At 55.2% G+C, this 16,087-nt stretch carries 10 protein-coding genes; 3 read left to right on the forward strand and 7 right to left on the reverse strand.

Going from position 1 to position 16,087, the window contains the following annotated elements; translation table 11 throughout:
* Window positions 1-49 precede the first annotated feature (49 nt).
* Window positions 50-2,392, reverse strand: a complete 2,343-nt coding sequence (gene lptD, locus GA0061070_RS00645; protein ID WP_090132766.1) for an LPS assembly protein LptD — start codon at window positions 2,390-2,392, stop codon at window positions 50-52.
* 196 nt (window positions 2,393-2,588) lie between these two features.
* On the opposite strand from lptD, the gene djlA reads away from it, so the two are divergent.
* Window positions 2,589-3,413 (forward strand): co-chaperone DjlA, encoded by an 825-nt coding sequence (gene djlA / locus GA0061070_RS00650; RefSeq protein WP_090132768.1) that lies wholly within the window; start codon window positions 2,589-2,591, stop codon window positions 3,411-3,413.
* Window positions 3,414-3,450: 37 nt separating this feature from the next.
* Here djlA and rluA read toward each other — a convergent pair whose 3' ends face one another.
* From rluA to araB, 6 genes are all read right to left on the reverse strand, one after another.
* Window positions 3,451-4,110, reverse strand: a complete 660-nt coding sequence (rluA, locus tag GA0061070_RS00655; RefSeq protein ID WP_090132770.1) for a bifunctional tRNA pseudouridine(32) synthase/23S rRNA pseudouridine(746) synthase RluA — start codon at window positions 4,108-4,110, stop codon at window positions 3,451-3,453.
* Between the two features lie 11 nt (window positions 4,111-4,121).
* Window positions 4,122-7,028: an RNA polymerase-associated protein RapA gene (gene rapA, locus GA0061070_RS00660; protein WP_090132772.1), complete on the reverse strand. Its 2,907-nt coding sequence runs from the start codon at window positions 7,026-7,028 to the stop codon at window positions 4,122-4,124.
* Between the two features lie 419 nt (window positions 7,029-7,447).
* Window positions 7,448-9,805: a DNA polymerase II gene (gene polB / locus GA0061070_RS00665; RefSeq protein ID WP_090132774.1), complete on the reverse strand. Its 2,358-nt coding sequence runs from the start codon at window positions 9,803-9,805 to the stop codon at window positions 7,448-7,450.
* 80 nt (window positions 9,806-9,885) lie between these two features.
* Window positions 9,886-10,581, reverse strand: coding sequence for an L-ribulose-5-phosphate 4-epimerase (gene araD, locus GA0061070_RS00670; RefSeq protein ID WP_090132776.1), 696 nt, complete (start codon window positions 10,579-10,581; stop codon window positions 9,886-9,888).
* 99 nt (window positions 10,582-10,680) lie between these two features.
* Entirely contained in the window at window positions 10,681-12,183 is a 1,503-nt protein-coding gene (gene araA / locus GA0061070_RS00675; protein ID WP_090132778.1) for an L-arabinose isomerase, read from the reverse strand.
* Between the two features lie 10 nt (window positions 12,184-12,193).
* Window positions 12,194-13,885 (reverse strand): ribulokinase, encoded by a 1,692-nt coding sequence (gene araB / locus GA0061070_RS00680; RefSeq protein WP_090132780.1) that lies wholly within the window; start codon window positions 13,883-13,885, stop codon window positions 12,194-12,196.
* Between the two features lie 338 nt (window positions 13,886-14,223).
* Between araB and araC the strand changes: the two genes are divergently transcribed.
* Window positions 14,224-15,069 carry an arabinose operon transcriptional regulator AraC gene (gene araC / locus GA0061070_RS00685; RefSeq protein WP_090132782.1) on the forward strand — a complete coding sequence of 282 codons (846 nt, stop codon included), beginning with the start codon at window positions 14,224-14,226 and terminating at the stop codon, window positions 15,067-15,069.
* Between the two features lie 252 nt (window positions 15,070-15,321).
* Window positions 15,322-16,080 (forward strand): DedA family protein, encoded by a 759-nt coding sequence (locus GA0061070_RS00695; RefSeq protein WP_090132784.1) that lies wholly within the window; start codon window positions 15,322-15,324, stop codon window positions 16,078-16,080.
* The last annotated feature ends 7 nt before the right edge of the window (window positions 16,081-16,087 follow it).

Here is a 16,087-nt window from a genome sequence, read left to right on the forward strand (position 1 = left end):
TTTCCATTTCAATTAACCGCAATGCGGATTACGTTGCAAATCAAACAGATCACATTGAACTACGATACGGCAGAATGTTTGAACGCAGCATTTGTGGTGTACCCAAACCGTAGTTTGAACTCAGACCGCGCAGCTCAATGTTGAAACCGATGACGTTGTCATACTTGCTTTGGTTATTTTGCCAGCCGTTAATTTTCCGCTCATAGCCGACGCGGAGAGCATAACAGCAGGAGTTGTACTGCAAGCCAACCATCTGGTCGGCGGATTTGTGTGTATTGGTGTCGAAATAGTAAGCCCCGACGATCGACCAGCGGTCGGCAATCGGCCAGCTTCCTGCTGTACCCACCTGCGAAATACCATCTTTATACTGCGCGGAAGTCGCGTAGCTTGGCAGCATTGCCTGAATGTATTCCGGGCTGGCGTAACGGTAGCTCAGTTGCAGCATACGGTTTTCATCACGGCGGTATTCCAGTGACGAGCTGCTGTTGGCGATGGCATTCAGACGCGTGTCATACTGCACGCCGCCGCGCAGGCCCCAACGATCCGAAATACGCCAGTAGGTATCACCCGCCCAAACCAACGACCCCGTTTTGTTGCCTTTCTCCCAGTTAATGTTGTCATCACCGGTGCGGGACTCGGTGAAATAGTAGATTTGACCAACAGAAACGTTAAAACGTTCAACTGCCGCATCATCATAAATGCGGGTTGTGACGCCGGAGGTAACCTGGTTTGCAGAGGCGATACGGTCAAGCCCGCCGTAGGTGCGATCGCGGAATAACCCGCTGTAGTCGGATTGTAAGAGCGTTGAGTCGTAGTTGTTGATATAGCTCTGATCGCGATACGGCACATACAGATACTGCGCACGTGGCTCCAGCGTCTGGGTATAACCTTCCGCCCAGTTCATATCACGTTCAAACACCATCTTGCCGTCCATTTTAAATTGCGGCATGACGCGGTTGACCGTCTCTTTGTAATCCGTGTTATTACTTGCGTTGTACTTATCCAGATTGCTCTGCTGGTAGTGGGTCGCCAGCATTTTCACTTCGGTATTCAGGCTGCTCCAGTCATTGGAGACGGGCAGACTTAACGTCGGCTCCAGATGAACACGCGTCGCTTCCGGATTGTTAGTGTTAGTATTTGTGAAATGAACCGCCTGGCCATACACCCTAAAGTCGAACGGCCCAAGGTCATTGTGGTACCAGTTCACATCCAGCTGCGGCAGGGCCGAGTAGGAGTTACTGCTTTCGCGGTTAAATACCTGGAACTGTTTAGCCGATACCGTGGCGTCAAAGTTTTCCACCCCGTAACCCACACTAAAGGTCTGGGTCGCGTAACCATCGGTACTGGAACCGTAGTTTGATGTGAAATCATTAAAGTAGTAAGGATCGCTGACTTTGGTGTAGTTGGCATTAAAACGCCACACCTGATCCATTACACCAGAGTGCTGCCAATAGAATAACCAGCGGTGGCGGTTGCTCTCCGCCGGATACTCATTTGAGTAGACGTTGTCAGATGGCAGATAGTCAAATTCAACCAGCCCACTCCCGGCCTGCGTCAGATAGCGAAATTCGTTTTGCCACTGAATATTGCCACGTTTATGGATGTAGTGCGGCGTGATGGTCGCATCCATATTTGGCGCAATGTTCCAGTAGTACGGCAGGTAAAACTCAAAGTAGTTACTGGTGCTGTACTTGGCATTCGGGATCAAGAAACCGGAACGGCGTTTGTCACCGATCGGCAACTGCAAGTACGGGCTATAGAACACCGGCACGGGGCCGAGTTTAAAGCGCGCATTCCAGATCTCCGCAACCTGCTCCTGGCGATCCTGAATCACTTCGCTACCCACGACGCTCCAGGTGTCAGAACCCGGCAAGCAGGAGGTAAAGGAGCCGTTATCCAGAATCGTATAGCGGTTTTGCCCGCGCTGTTTCATCAGGTCGGCGGTGCCACGCCCCTGGCGACCCACCATCTGGTAATCGCCCTGCCAGACGTTGGTGTCTTTGGTATTCAGGTTTGACCAGGCTTTAGGACCTTTCAGGATGACCTGGTTATCGTCATAGTGCACATTACCCAGTGCATCCACTGTGCGTACCGGCTCTGTCTGGCCTTCCGGCTGCAACTGGTGAAGCTGAACTTCATCGGCCTGTAAGCGGCTATTACCCTGATTGATATCTACATTGCCGGTAAACACGGCGTCGTCAGGATAATTACCTTTGGCGTGATCGGCATTAATCGTCACCGGCAGGTTATTGGTATCACCTTGTACCAGCGGGCGGTTGTAGCTGGGGATACCAAGCATACACTGCGAGGCAAGATCGGCTGCCATTCCCTGCTGACTATAAAGGGCGGAGCCAATCATGGTGGCCAGGAGGGTGGGGATACGTTTTTTCATACGTTGTATTTGTTGTTCCGTCATCTGTGGCTTTACGCTGGCAAACGGTCTGAGACTAACTTACTCGCCTTTGCAACGCTAGTTTTAATCCTGCCCGCGTTCGAGCCAGGGAGAGAAGACTGCGCCTGTGCATGGCATAGAATGACGGGTATGATAAAGCAAATTTTAGCCGACGGCATGACGATTTGGGGAGTATATGCAGTATTGGGGAAAAGTGGTTGGTGTGGTCGTCGCTCTTTTCATGGGCGGCGGCTTTTGGGGCGCGGTTCTGGGGCTGATTATCGGTCATATGTTTGATAAGGCGCGCAGCCGTAAAATGGCCTGGTTTGCTAACCAGCGTGAACGTCAGTCGCTGTTCTTCGCCACCACCTTTGAGGTGATGGGGCATCTGACCAAATCGAAAGGCCGTGTCACCGAAGCTGATATCCAGATCGCCAGCCTTTTTATGGATCGTATGAATCTGCATGGCGAGTCGCGTACGGCGGCACAACGCGCGTTTCGCGACGGTAAAGCAGATAATTACCCGCTTCGCGACAAGATGCGTCAGTTCCGCAGCGTCTGTTTTGGCCGCTTCGATTTGATTCGGATGTTTCTGGAAATTCAAATTCAGGCCGCCTTTGCCGATGGATCCCTGCACCCCAGCGAACGCGAAGTGTTGTACGTGATTGCTGAGGAGCTGGGCATCTCGCGCCTGCAATTCGATCAGTTCCTGCGCATGATGCAAGGCGGTGCACAGTTTGGCGGCGGTTACCATTATCAACAGCAGGCAGGCGGTAACGGCGGCTGGCAGCAGGCGCAGCGTGGCCCGACGCTGGAAGATGCCTGTAATGTGCTGGGCGTTAAACCGACAGACGATGCGACAACCATCAAGCGCGCTTATCGTAAATTGATGGGCGAGCACCATCCGGACAAGCTGGTGGCAAAAGGTTTGCCGCCGGAGATGATGGAGATGGCAAAACAAAAAGCGCAGGAAATTCAGAAAGCTTACGAGCTGATTCGCGAGCAGAAGGGTTTTCGCTAAGCGTAATACTCCCCCGACGCGCGGTCGGGGGAGTGTATTAAAAATCTACCGGTGCTTTGAACGTCATGCTATTGCCGAATTCCGGATGGGTAATCGTCAGTGTTTCTGCATGCAACTGTAAACGAGGCGCCAGCGCCAGCGCTTGCGGCGGCGCATAAAAGCGGTCGCCGAGAATCGGGTGACCAATGGCCAGCATATGGACTCGCAATTGATGCGAGCGACCCGTGATCGGCTTTAGCCGTACGCGGGCGTTGCCATCGTCGTCCAGCGACAACACCTCATACTCAGTCTGTGCCGCTTTGCCGGTTTCGTAACACACTTTCTGCTTCGGGCGATTCGGCCAGTCGCAAATCAGCGGTAAATCCACCAATCCTTCCGCTTTCTCCGGGTGGCCCCAGATGCGCGCCAGATACTGCTTTTTCGGCTCGCGCTCGCGGAACTGACGCTTTAGTTCACGTTCGGCATTTTTGGTCAGAGCCACCACAATCACGCCGCTGGTGGCCATATCCAGACGATGCACGGATTCAGCCTGCGGAAAGTCGCGTTGAATACGCGTCATCACACTGTCTTTGTGCTCATCAAGACGACCCGGAACCGACAACAAGCCGCTGGGCTTGTTGACGACCATAATATGCTGATCCTGATAGAGAATAACCAGCCAGGGATCCTGCGGCGGATTGTAAGGCTCCATCACCATAAACAGCTCCGTTATTGATGTGTCACAACGATCAGACGCAGCGCGTCCAGTCGCCAGCCCGCCTGATCCAGGCTTTCCAGCACTTGCTGGCGATTACTTTCAATAGCGGCCAGTTCATCGTCACGAATGTTCGGGTTAACCGCACGTAGCGCTTCCAGACGCGACAGTTCAGCAGAGAGTTTCTCGTCTGCTTCGCTGCGGGCGGCATCAATCAGCGTACGCGCTGCGCGCTCAACCTGCATTTCACCTTTTTGCAGGATGTTGTGTACATCCTGATGCACCGCATTTACCAGCTTACTGCCAGTATGGCGGTTCACGGCGCTGAGCTGACGGTTGAAACTCTCAAACTCAACCTGTCCGGCCAGGTTGGTGCCATTTTTATCCACCAGCAGGCGGATCGGCGTTGGCGGCAGGAAGCGGTTAAGCTGTAGCTGTTTCGGCGCCTGCGCTTCTACGACATAGATCAACTCCAGCAACAGCGTACCGACCGGCAGCGCTTTGTTTTTCAGCAGCGAAATGGTACTGCTGCCAGTGTCGCCGGAGAGGATCAGATCCAGACCGTTGCGGATCAGCGGATGTTCCCACGTGATGAACTGTGCATCCTCGCGGGAGAGCGCGACATCGCGATCGAAAGTGATGGTGCAACCATCTTCCGGCAGGCCAGGGAAATCCGGCACCAGCATATGATCGGATGGCGTCAGGACGATCATGTTTTCGCCGCGATCATCCTGGTTAATACCGACAATATCAAACAGGTTCATGGCGAAGGTGATAAGCGCGGTGTCATCATCTTGCTCTGCAATACTTTCTGCCAGGGCTTGCGCTTTTTCGCCACCGTTAGAGTGGATCTCCAGCAGACGGTCACGCCCTTGTTCCAGCTGCGCTTTCAGTACGTCATGCTGCTCTCGGCAGGATTTGATCAATTGCTCAAACCCGTCGATGTTTTCCGGCGCGGCCAAATAGTTAATCAGCTCTCCGTGGACGCTGTCGTAAATCGTGCGGCCGGTCGGGCAGGTATGTTCAAAGGCATCCAACCCTTCGTGATACCAGCGAACCAGTACGGACTGCGCGGTTTTCTCCAGATACGGCACATGGATCTGAATATCATGCGCCTGGCCGATACGATCCAGACGACCGATACGCTGCTCCAGCAGATCCGGGTTAAACGGCAGATCGAACATCACCAGATGGCTGGCGAACTGGAAGTTACGGCCTTCAGAGCCGATCTCCGAGCACAGCAGTACCTGCGCACCGCTGTCTTCTTCGCCAAACCACGCGGCTGCACGGTCGCGTTCGATAATCGACATGCCTTCATGGAACACTGCCGCGCGAATACCTTCGCGTTCGCGCAGAACCTGTTCCAGTTGCAGTGCGGTCGCCGCTTTGGCGCAGATCACCAGTACTTTCTGGGAGCGATGGCTGGTCAGATGGCCCATTAACCACTCTACGCGAGGGTCGAAGTTCCACCAGGTGCCGCTATCGCCTTCGAATTCCTGATAAATCTGTTCTGGATAGAGCATGTCGCGGGCGCGTTCTTCCAGACTCTTGCGCGCACCCATAATGCCGGAAACTTTAATGGCGGTTTGATACTGCGCCGGCAGCGGCAATTTAACCGTATGCAGTTCGCGTTTCGGGAAGCCTTTCACACCGTTGCGGGTGTTACGGAACAGCACGCGGCTGGTGCCGTGTCTGTCCATCAGCATAGTGATCAGTTCTTGGCGCGCAGCGGCTGCACCGTCGCGGTCGCTGTTGGCGGTTTGCAGCAGCGGCTCGATATCCTGCTCGCCCACCAGATCGCTCAGCGTATTCAGATCGTCATTACTAAGCCGTTCGCCTGCCAGCAGTAGCGCCACTGCATCGGCGACAGGGCGATAGTTTTTCTGCTCTTCGACAAACTGGGCGAAGTCATGGAAACGGTTTGGATCAAGCAGGCGCAGACGGGCAAAGTGGCTCTCCATGCCCAACTGTTCCGGTGTGGCGGTCAGCAGTAAAATGCCCGGTACGCGTCCGGCCAGTTGTTCGATAGCCAGATATTCGCGGCTGGCTTCGTTTTCGCTCCACACCAGGTGATGCGCTTCGTCCACTACCAGCAGGTCCCACTCTGCATTGCAAAGATGCTCAAGACGCTGCTTGCTGCGGCGTACAAAATCGAGGGAGCAGATCACCAACTGTTCGGTCTCAAACGGGTTGTCTGCATCGTGTTGCGCTTCGGCATAGCGTTCATCGTCGAACAGGGAGAAGCGCAGATTGAAGCGACGCAGCATCTCCACCAGCCACTGGTGTTGCAGGGTCTCCGGCACCACAATCAGCACACGTTCCGCTGCGCCAGAGAGCAGTTGTTGATGCAGGATCATCCCGGCTTCAATGGTTTTCCCGAGACCGACCTCATCCGCCAGCAGCACGCGTGGCGCATAGCGGCGACCCACATCGTGAGCGATGTGCAGTTGATGAGGGATCAGGTTAGTACGCTGGCCGCGCAGGCCGCTCCACGGCATACGGTATTGCGCGCTTTGATAGCTGCGGGCGCGAAAACGCAGCGCAAAACGGTCCATACGGTCAATCTGCCCGGCAAACAGGCGATCCTGTGGTTTGCTGAATACCAGTTTACTGTCGAGCAGCACTTCGCGCAGGATAACGTCGTTTTCCTGGGTATCCAGACGCGTTCCGGTGTAGGCAAGCAGTCCGTTTTCTTCTTTTACGTCTTCAATCGTTAACTGCCAGCCTTCATGGCTGGTCACCGTATCACCGGGGTTGAACATGACGCGGGTAACCGGGGAATCGCTACGGGCATAGAGGCGATTTTCTCCGGTGGCGGGGAAAAGGAGCGTAACCGTGCGTGCATCAATGGCAACAACTGTACCAAGTCCGAGTTCGCTTTCCGTGTCGCTAATCCAGCGTTGACCAAGTGTAAAGGGCATAAATGAACTCTATATCTCAAATTGCAGGCAATAGCTCGTCGCCGCCTGAAGGGAGGCGGGCGCGAACAGAATTGGGACCAGAAAAAGGAAGGGCGCTATGGTACTGGATGACGTTACATTCGTATATACCCGTCATACTTCAAGTTGCATGTGTGTTGGCTTTCCTATTCGGCTCATCCCTGAGCCTTACCCCTTCGGGGCCGCTGCTTACCGCGTTCAAATCTGCTCCCGGCAGATTTGTCGCTCACCCCAGTCACTTACTTATGTAAGCTCCTGGGGATTACTGAGAGACATCCTGTCTCTCACCGGAGGCCAACCTTCGGTTGGGCAAATTCGTTCCCGACGAATTTGTCACTGCGTCGCCGTCTTCCTGCAACTCGCATTATTTAGGGTATAGCCTGATTAATGCAAATGCGCCATTAAAACAGCCCCAGTTGCCCCGTAAGGAGTGTAGCAAAATCGTCGTCGATGAAAGGGAGAATTCCATCGGCGACCGGCTGTAACTGTTTACTGAGATAGTGATCGTAATCGAGCGGCGAGCGCTGATAATCCACCGGCTCAGGGCCGCTGGTGGTCCAGACGTATTTAATGGTGCCGCGATTCTGATATTGTGCCGGGCGGCCGCGTTTTACGTTCTCTTCATCGGCCAGGCGGGCAGCGCGCACATGTGGCGGTACATTACGTTCATACTCGCCCAGCGCACGGCGAAGACGCTTACGGTAGACCAGTTGCTCATCCAGTTCGCCCGCCATCAGACTGGCGATCGTCTCCCGTACGTAATCCTGATACGGTTCGTTACGAAATACGCGCAGATAGAGCGTTTGCTGAAACTGCTGCGCCAGTGGCGTCCAGTCGGTGCGCACCGTTTCCAGCCCCTTAAACACCATGCGTTGGTTATCACCTTCCTGAATCAGCCCGGCGTAGCGTTTTTTACTGCCCTGTTCCGTGCCTCGAATGGTCGGCATCAGAAAACGGCAGAAGTGGGTTTCAAACTCCAGCTCCAGCACGCTCTTCAGCCCCTCATTTTGTAAATGCGCCGCCCACCATGCGTTGACATGCTCCACCAGTGATTTACCGATGCGCGCCGCCTCTTCTTCGCTGTGCGCCCTCTTCAGCCAGACGAAGGTTGAATCGGTATCACCGTAAATGACATTAAAGCCCTGTTCTTCAATCAGCGCTTTGGTCTGGCGCATGATTTGATGGCCGCGCATGGTGATTGATGACGCCAGTCGGGGATCGAAAAAGCGGCATGCGCTGGTGCCGAGCACGCCGTAAAAGGCGTTCATGATGATCTTTAATGCCTGCGATAGCGGTTTATTACCCTGTCGTTTGGCATCATCGCGCCCGTTCCAGATTTGGCCGACAATCTCCGGCAGGCAATGTTTCTCACGGGAAAACCACGCACCAAGGAAGCCTTCGGTGCTGTACGCGGGTTCCGGCTGCGCCATGCCTTCCACCAGACCGACCGGATCGATGAGGAAGGTACGGATAATCGAGGGATAAAGACTTTTGTAATCCAGCACCAGCACCGAATCGTAAAGCCCCGGACGAGAATCCATCACGTAGCCGCCAGGACTTGCCTGCGGAGGCACATCACCGAGATTCGGCGCCACGAAACCTGCGCGGTGCATGCGTGGAAAATAGAGATGACTAAAAGCGGCGACCGAACCACCGTGTCGGTCTACCGGCAATCCGTTGACCGTGGCGCGCTCCAGCAGAAACGGCATAATCTCCGTTTTATGGAAGATGCGCGTCACCAGCTCGCAATCCTTCAGGTTATAGGTGGCGAGCGCTGGTTTATTTTCGGCGAACCGACGATCGATCTCGTCCATTCGATCCCACGGGTTGTCGATGGCTTTGCCTTCGCCGAGTAGCTCCTGCGATACCGCTTCCAGTGAAAAAGAGGAGAAATTCCAGAAAGCGGACTTCAGCGCTTCAATGCCGTCGATAATCAGCCGACCGGTGGCCTGTGCGAAGAAGACGCCGTTTTTAAAACCGTGTTCGCGCCACTCCAGCTCGCTACCGCGCCGTCCAAGGCTGAGCGGCACACGGTAACGCTCGGCGCTTTTTTGCAGTACGCGCAGATCGAACTGCACCACGTTCCAGCCGATGATGACATCCGGGTCGTGAGTGGCGAACCAGGCGTTGAGTTTTTCCAGCAGTTGTGGGCGGCTGGCGACATACTCCAGCTCAAAATCCAGCCCCTGTGCGCTGCCGTTTTCCGGCCCCAGCATATAGACCGTACGCTGTCCGCAGCCTTCCAGACCGATACAGTAAAGCTCGCCGTGGCGGCTGGTTTCGATATCCAGCGACACCCATTTCAGCGGCGGACGATAGTGGGGATTGGGTTTGAGGCGTGCATTGATCAGCGCGTCGCCCTGCGGTTCGCCATCTACCCATACCGGCGCGGTGATAAAGCGCTCCATCAGAAAGCGCTCCGGCGGGCGAACATCGGCTTCGTAGAGTGTTACGCCGCCTTCGCGCAACAGCTTTTCCAGGCGCAGCAACTGGCGATGAGCGCGGCAATAGAGGCCGAACACAGGCTGGCGGTGGAAATCGCACAGTTCGAGTGGTGTGAGCCGCCACTGTTTTTCATTGCTTAACAGGCGGCGGGCCATTTCCACCTGTGCAGCGGGGATAAAGGCCACCGACTCCTGCGGCGGCAGCACAACGCGCAGCGGGCCGTTATCTGTCGCCAGCCAGAATTCCACCTCGGTGCCGCCAGGGGTATCCCGCCAGTGCCGGGTTAATAAAAAGCCTTCTTGCGCCTGCGCCACAGCGTTCTCTCATAAAATAAAACCAGGTGAGATTATAGCCTGGCTTACACAGTTATGCTGTGGTTTTATACAGTTATTGGCTATTGTCCGTAGTAAGCTTTGGCGCCGTGTTTACGCAGGTAGTGTTTATCCAGCAGCGTTTGCTGCATGGCAGGCAGACGCGGGTCGAGCTGGCGACAGAAGATGCCCATATAAGCCACTTCTTCCAGCACAATCGCGTTGTGTACCGCGTCATCGGCGCTTTTTCCCCAGGCGAAAGGCCCGTGAGAATGCACCAGCACGCCGGGCATTTGGGTGGAATCGATACCCTGTTTTTCAAAGGTTTCGACAATTACATTGCCGGTTTCCCACTCGTATTCCCCGTTGATTTCGTCATCGCTCATCTTACGGGTGCAGGGGATCTCGCCGTAAAAATAGTCCGCATGCGTGGTGCCGATTGCCGGAATCGGCTGGCCGGCCTGCGCCCAGATGGTGGCATGGCGGGAATGGGTATGCACGATGCCGCCAACGCCAGGAAAAGCCTGGTACAACAGGCGGTGCGTTGGGGTATCCGACGATGGTTTTTTGTTGCCTTCAACCACTTCTCCGGTAGTGATATTGACGACCACCATATCGTCGGCGGTCATTACGCTGTAATCAACGCCAGAAGGTTTGATCACCAGCACGTCTCGTGCGCGATCAACCGCACTGACATTGCCCCAGGTCAGCGTCACCAGATTGTGTTTCGGCAGCGCCAGGTTGGCTTCCAGCACCTGACGTTTAAGATCTTCGAGCATTTCTTTCTCCTGCTATTGCCGGATGGTGCTAGCGTTTATCCGGCCTACGGAAACCCACAGGCCGATAAACGAAGCGCCACCCGGCGCGAACATCTGCGCTTAGCGTTTTGAACCGTAATAGACTTCGTTCCAGCGCAGCGTATCTTTAAATGCCGACAGGCGGGTATCGTTGTCGATAACCGTCAGTTCGATGTCATGCAGTTCGCTGAACTGGCGCATGTCATCCAGCGTCAGAGCATGGCTAAAGACAGTGTGGTGCGCGCCGCCCGCCAGGATCCAGGCTTCAGAAGCGGTCGGTAAATCCGGCTGTGCTTTCCACAGTGCATTCGCCACCGGCAGTTTCGGCAGATCGTGCGGGGTCTTGACCGCATCGATGCAGTTCACCAGCAGGCGGAAGCGATCGCCCAGGTCGATCAGGCTGGCATTGATCGCCGGTCCTGTTTTGGTCGAGAAAATCAACCGTGCCGGATCGGCTTTGCCGCCGATACCCAGGTATTGCACATCCAGCGTCGGTTTCTCATCAGTAGCGATAGACGGGCACACTTCCAGCATGTGAGAACCAAGTACCAGGTCGTTGCCTTTCTCAAAGTGGTAGGTGTAATCCTCCATAAAGGAGGTGCCACCGCTTAAACCCCCGGACATCACTTTCATGATGCGCAGCAGCGCGGCGGTCTTCCAGTCACCTTCACCAGCAAAGCCATATCCTTGCTGCATCAGACGCTGTACCGCCAGACCCGGCAGTTGTTTCAGGCCGTGCAGATCTTCGAAGGTGGTGGTAAAGGCATGGAAACCGCCTTCTTCAAGGAAGTGTTTTATCCCCAGTTCGATGCGCGCGGCATCCAGCACGTTCTGCCGTTTGTCGCCGTGAACTTGTGCCGCAGGTGCCAGGCGGTAGCTGCTCTCGTACTCGTCCACCAACGCGTTGATATCACCATCGCTAACTGCGTTCACTACCTGCACCAGATCGCCAACACCCCAGGTGTTCACAGAGAAGCCAAACTTGATCTGTGCGGAGACTTTATCGCCGTCGGTCACCGCCACTTCGCGCATGTTATCGCCAAAGCGCACCACTTTCAGATGGCGGGTATCCTGTTTTGAAACTGCCTGACGCATCCACGCGCCAATGCGCGCATGAGCATGGCTATCCTGCCAGTGGCCGGTTACCACGCTGTGTTGCAGACGCATGCGTGCGCCGATAAAGCCGAACTCGCGGCCGCCGTGCGCAGTCTGGTTCAGGTTCATAAAGTCCATATCGATGCTGTCCCACGGCAGGGACGCGTTGAACTGGGTATGGAATTGCAGCAACGGCTTATTGAGGATGGTCAGGCCGTTAATCCACATTTTTGCCGGGGAGAAGGTATGCAGCCACACCACCATCCCGGCGCATTTGTCATCGTAGTTAGCGTCGCGGCAGATTGCGGTGATCTCATCCGGCGAGGTTCCCAGTGGCTTCAGCACCAACTTACAGGGCAATTTCGCTTCCGCATTAAGGGCGTTGACCACCTGCTCGGCATGCTTTGTCACCTGTTTCAGGGCTTCCGGGCCGTACAGGTGCTGGCTGCCAATAACGAACCACACTTCATAATTGTCAAAAATAGTCATGATCTTGTCCTTAATGAGTTAACGCGGCTTGTGAGGTTGTCGCGGCGGAAGGGAGATAGTGCTGCTCGGCGCTTTTCGCCCACTGTTGGTAGCGGCGGTAGAGCCGTTCAAACTGTTGCGCCTGTGCCGAAGGCTGTAGGGTTTTCTCGATGGCGCTGGCCATCAAGCGCTGTGCTGCCGGGATATCCGCATGTATCTCTGCGGCTACGGCGGCGAAAATCGCGGCGCCCAGCGCGCAGCACTGTTCAGAAGCCACCACCTGCAATGGACGGTTAAGTACGTCGCAGCAGGCCTGCATCACGCCGAGGTTTTTGCGGGCAATACCGCCGAGTGCCATCACGTTATCCACGGCGATACCCTGCTCGGTGAAGCACTCCATAATGGCGCGTGCACCAAAGGCGGTGGCGGCAATCAGGCCGCCAAACAGCGCGGGCGCATCGGTAGCCAGATTCAGATCGGTGATCACCCCTTTCAGACGCTGGTTGGCGTTTGGTGTGCGGCGGCCGTTAAACCAGTCGAGCACCACCGGCAGATGTTCGAGCGACGGGTTTTTAACCCATGCATCAGTCAGGGCGGGTAGCAACTGTTTCTGCTGCACTTTAATTTGTGCTTTCAGTTCCGGGTGCTGCTGCGCCAGTTGCTCCAGTGGCCAGCCGAGGATGCGGCCAAACCAGGCATAGATATCGCCAAAGGCAGATTGCCCGGCTTCGAGGCCGATAAAATCGGGCACTACACTGCCATCCACCTGACCGCAGATCCCTTTCACCGTGCGATTACCGACGCTCTGCTTGTCGGCAATCAGAATGTCGCAGGTAGAGGTACCAATCACTTTCACTAGCGTGTTGGGCTGTGCGCCCGCGCCGACAGCACCCATATGGCAGTCGAATGCGCCGCCTGAAATCACCACGGATTCGGAAAGCCCCAGGCGCTGCGCCCATTCGGCGGTCAGCGTGCCGACCGGCAGGTCTGCGGTGTACGTGTCGGTAAACAACGGCCAGCGCAGGTGTTTATTGATAATTGGATCCAGATCGTCAAAGAATGCTGCCGGTGGCAAGCCGCCCCAGCTTTCATGCCACAGTGATTTATGCCCGGCGCTGCAACGTCCGCGACGGATCGACTCCGGACGCGTCGTTCCCGAGAGCAGAGCCGGTACCCAGTCGCACAGTTCAATCCAGGAAACGGCTGCCTGAGCAACGGCGCTGTCAGCGCGGGTGACATGCAGGATCTTGGCCCAGAACCATTCGCTGGAATAAATGCCGCCAATGTAGCGTGAGTAGTCAGTTTTACCGGCGCTATGGCACAGGCGGGTGATGGCTTCTGCCTCTTCGACGGCGGTGTGGTCTTTCCACAGCACAAACATGGCATTCGGGTTGTCGGCGAACTCCGGACGTAAAGCCAGAACGCGCCCTTCCGCGTCGATTGGCGCAGGTGTCGAGCCGGTGCTGTCCACACCGATGCCTTTAATCGCTGCGCGCTGTTCGGCGCTGAGTTCCGCCAGCACACTTTTCAGTGCGGCTTCCATCGACTCGATGTAGTCGCGTGGGTGGTGGCGAAATTGATTGTTCGGCGCATCGCAATAACGCCCCTCCTGCCAGCGCGGATACCACTCAACGCTGGTGGCGATCTCCGCCCCGGATGTGCAGTCTACCGCCAGCGCACGTACTGAATCGCTGCCGAAATCGAGGCCAATTGTGATTGCCATGTATGTTGCTCCAAGAAGAATAACCGTTAGGAAAACCATAGTGAGCGGCGCTTAAAACCGTCAGGCAGGATTCGCTAATCTTATGGATAAAAATGCTATGGCAATGCAAAGTGTGACGCCGTGCAAAAATTCGATGTGGACATTTCTGCCACCTTTATAGACACTTTCGTTATCCCTTTTGAGTCCATTTCAGAGCGAAAAAGAGGCGTAATTGCTTTTGTCTGGCGGGATTGATCCGTACCAGTATGCTGCGCCTCAGGGCGGCGGGACGCCGCAGGATAAAGGGTTTATCAATATGGACAATTGGTTTCCTTACCGGGTATGGGAGTATTGCGTTTATGGCTGAATCACAAAACGATCCACTGTTGCCTGGGTACTCGTTTAACGCGCATCTGGTTGCGGGGTTAACGCCGATTGATTCGGAAGGCTATCTCGACTTTTTCATCGATCGGCCTCTGGGGATGAAGGGTTATATTCTCAACCTGACAGTGAAGGGAGAAGGGGTGGTAAAAAACAGCGGTAAGCAGTTTATCTGCCGTCCTGGGGATATTTTGCTGTTTCCGCCGGGGGAAATTCACCACTACGGTCGTCATCCCGATGCGTCGGAGTGGTATCACCAGTGGGTTTACTTCCGCCCGCGCGCCTACTGGCATGAGTGGCTTAACTGGCCGACATTGTTTTCCCAGACGGGATTTTACCGTCCTGATGACGGCAACATGCAGCGTTTTCGTGAGCTTTTTGCACAAATTATTGATGCCGGGCAAAGTGGCGGTCGTTATGCTGAACTGCTGGCGATCAACCTGCTGGAGCAGTTATTGCTGCGGCGCATGGAGGCGATCAACGAATCGTTGCATCCACCGCTGGATAACCGCGTGCGCGACGCTTGCCAGTACATTAGCGATCACCTGGCGGACAACCATTTTGATATCGCCAGCGTGGCACAACATGTTTGTCTGTCACCGTCGCGGCTGTCGCACCTTTTTCGTCAGCAACTGGGCGTGAGTGTGCTGAGCTGGCGCGAGGATCAGCGCATTAGTCAGGCAAAATTGCTGCTTAGCACCACGCGGATGCCGATAGCCAGTGTTGGGCGTAATGTTGGCTTTGATGATCAGCTCTATTTTTCCCGGGTATTTAAAAAATGCACCGGTGCCAGCCCCAGCGAATTCCGTGCGGGGTGCGAATAAAACGTAAAGTTTGGCAATAAAAGGTTCGGCAATGCGACAGATACCCTAAATAATTCGAGTTGCGGGAAGGCGGCGACGCAGTGAATCCCCAGGAGCTTACTTCAGTAAGTGACTGGGGTGAGCGAGGAAAGCCAACGCACATGCAGCTTGAAGTATGACGGGTATAGCCTGTAAAAATTTCAGATAATTGAAAGGTTGACGCTCACGGAGTCACTCCGGAGAATCCAGCCTTCATGCTGAACAGGACGGGTTATGGAAGCACTGCTGGAACATTTTATTACGCAATCGGCAATATACTCGCTGGCGGCCATTGCGTTGGTGGCATTTTTTGAATCGCTGGCGCTGGTCGGGTTAATTCTGCCCGGAACGGTGATGATGGCCGGGCTGGGCGCGCTGATTGGTAGCGGCGAAGTTAATTTCTGGCAGGCGTGGCTGGCGGGGATTATCGGTTGCCTGCTGGGCGACTGGATCTCGTTCTGGCTGGGCTGGCGCTTTAAAGCTCCGCTGCACCGCTTGTCTTTTATGAAAAAGAACAAAGCGCTGCTGGATAAGACCGAGCACGCGTTGCATCAGCACAGCATGTTTACCATTCTGGTTGGGCGTTTTGTTGGGCCAACCCGTCCGCTGGTGCCAATGGTTGCAGGTATGCTCGATCTGCCGGTACGCAAATTCCTTCTGCCGAACATTATTGGCTGCCTGCTCTGGCCGCCGTTCTATTTCCTGCCTGGTATTCTGGCTGGTGCGGCGATTGATATTCCTGCCGATATGCAAAGCGGCAACTTCAAATGGCTGTTGCTGCTGACTGCTGTGCTGTTGTGGCTGGCGTGCTGGCTGTGCTGGCGTCTGTGGCGTTCCGGCAAGGCGGGGGTGGATAAGTTAACCCGTTATCTGCCGCGTCCGCGTTTGCTTTTGTTGGCACCGGGAATGCTGGTGGCGAGCATCGCGGCTGCGGTCGCGCTGATCGATCACCCATTGATGCCAGTGTATATCTCTCGATTCTGGGGAAAGTGATCCGCGG

The organism is Kosakonia oryziphila, assembly GCF_900094795.1.
Taxonomy (GTDB): Bacteria; Pseudomonadota; Gammaproteobacteria; order Enterobacterales; family Enterobacteriaceae; genus Kosakonia; species Kosakonia oryziphila.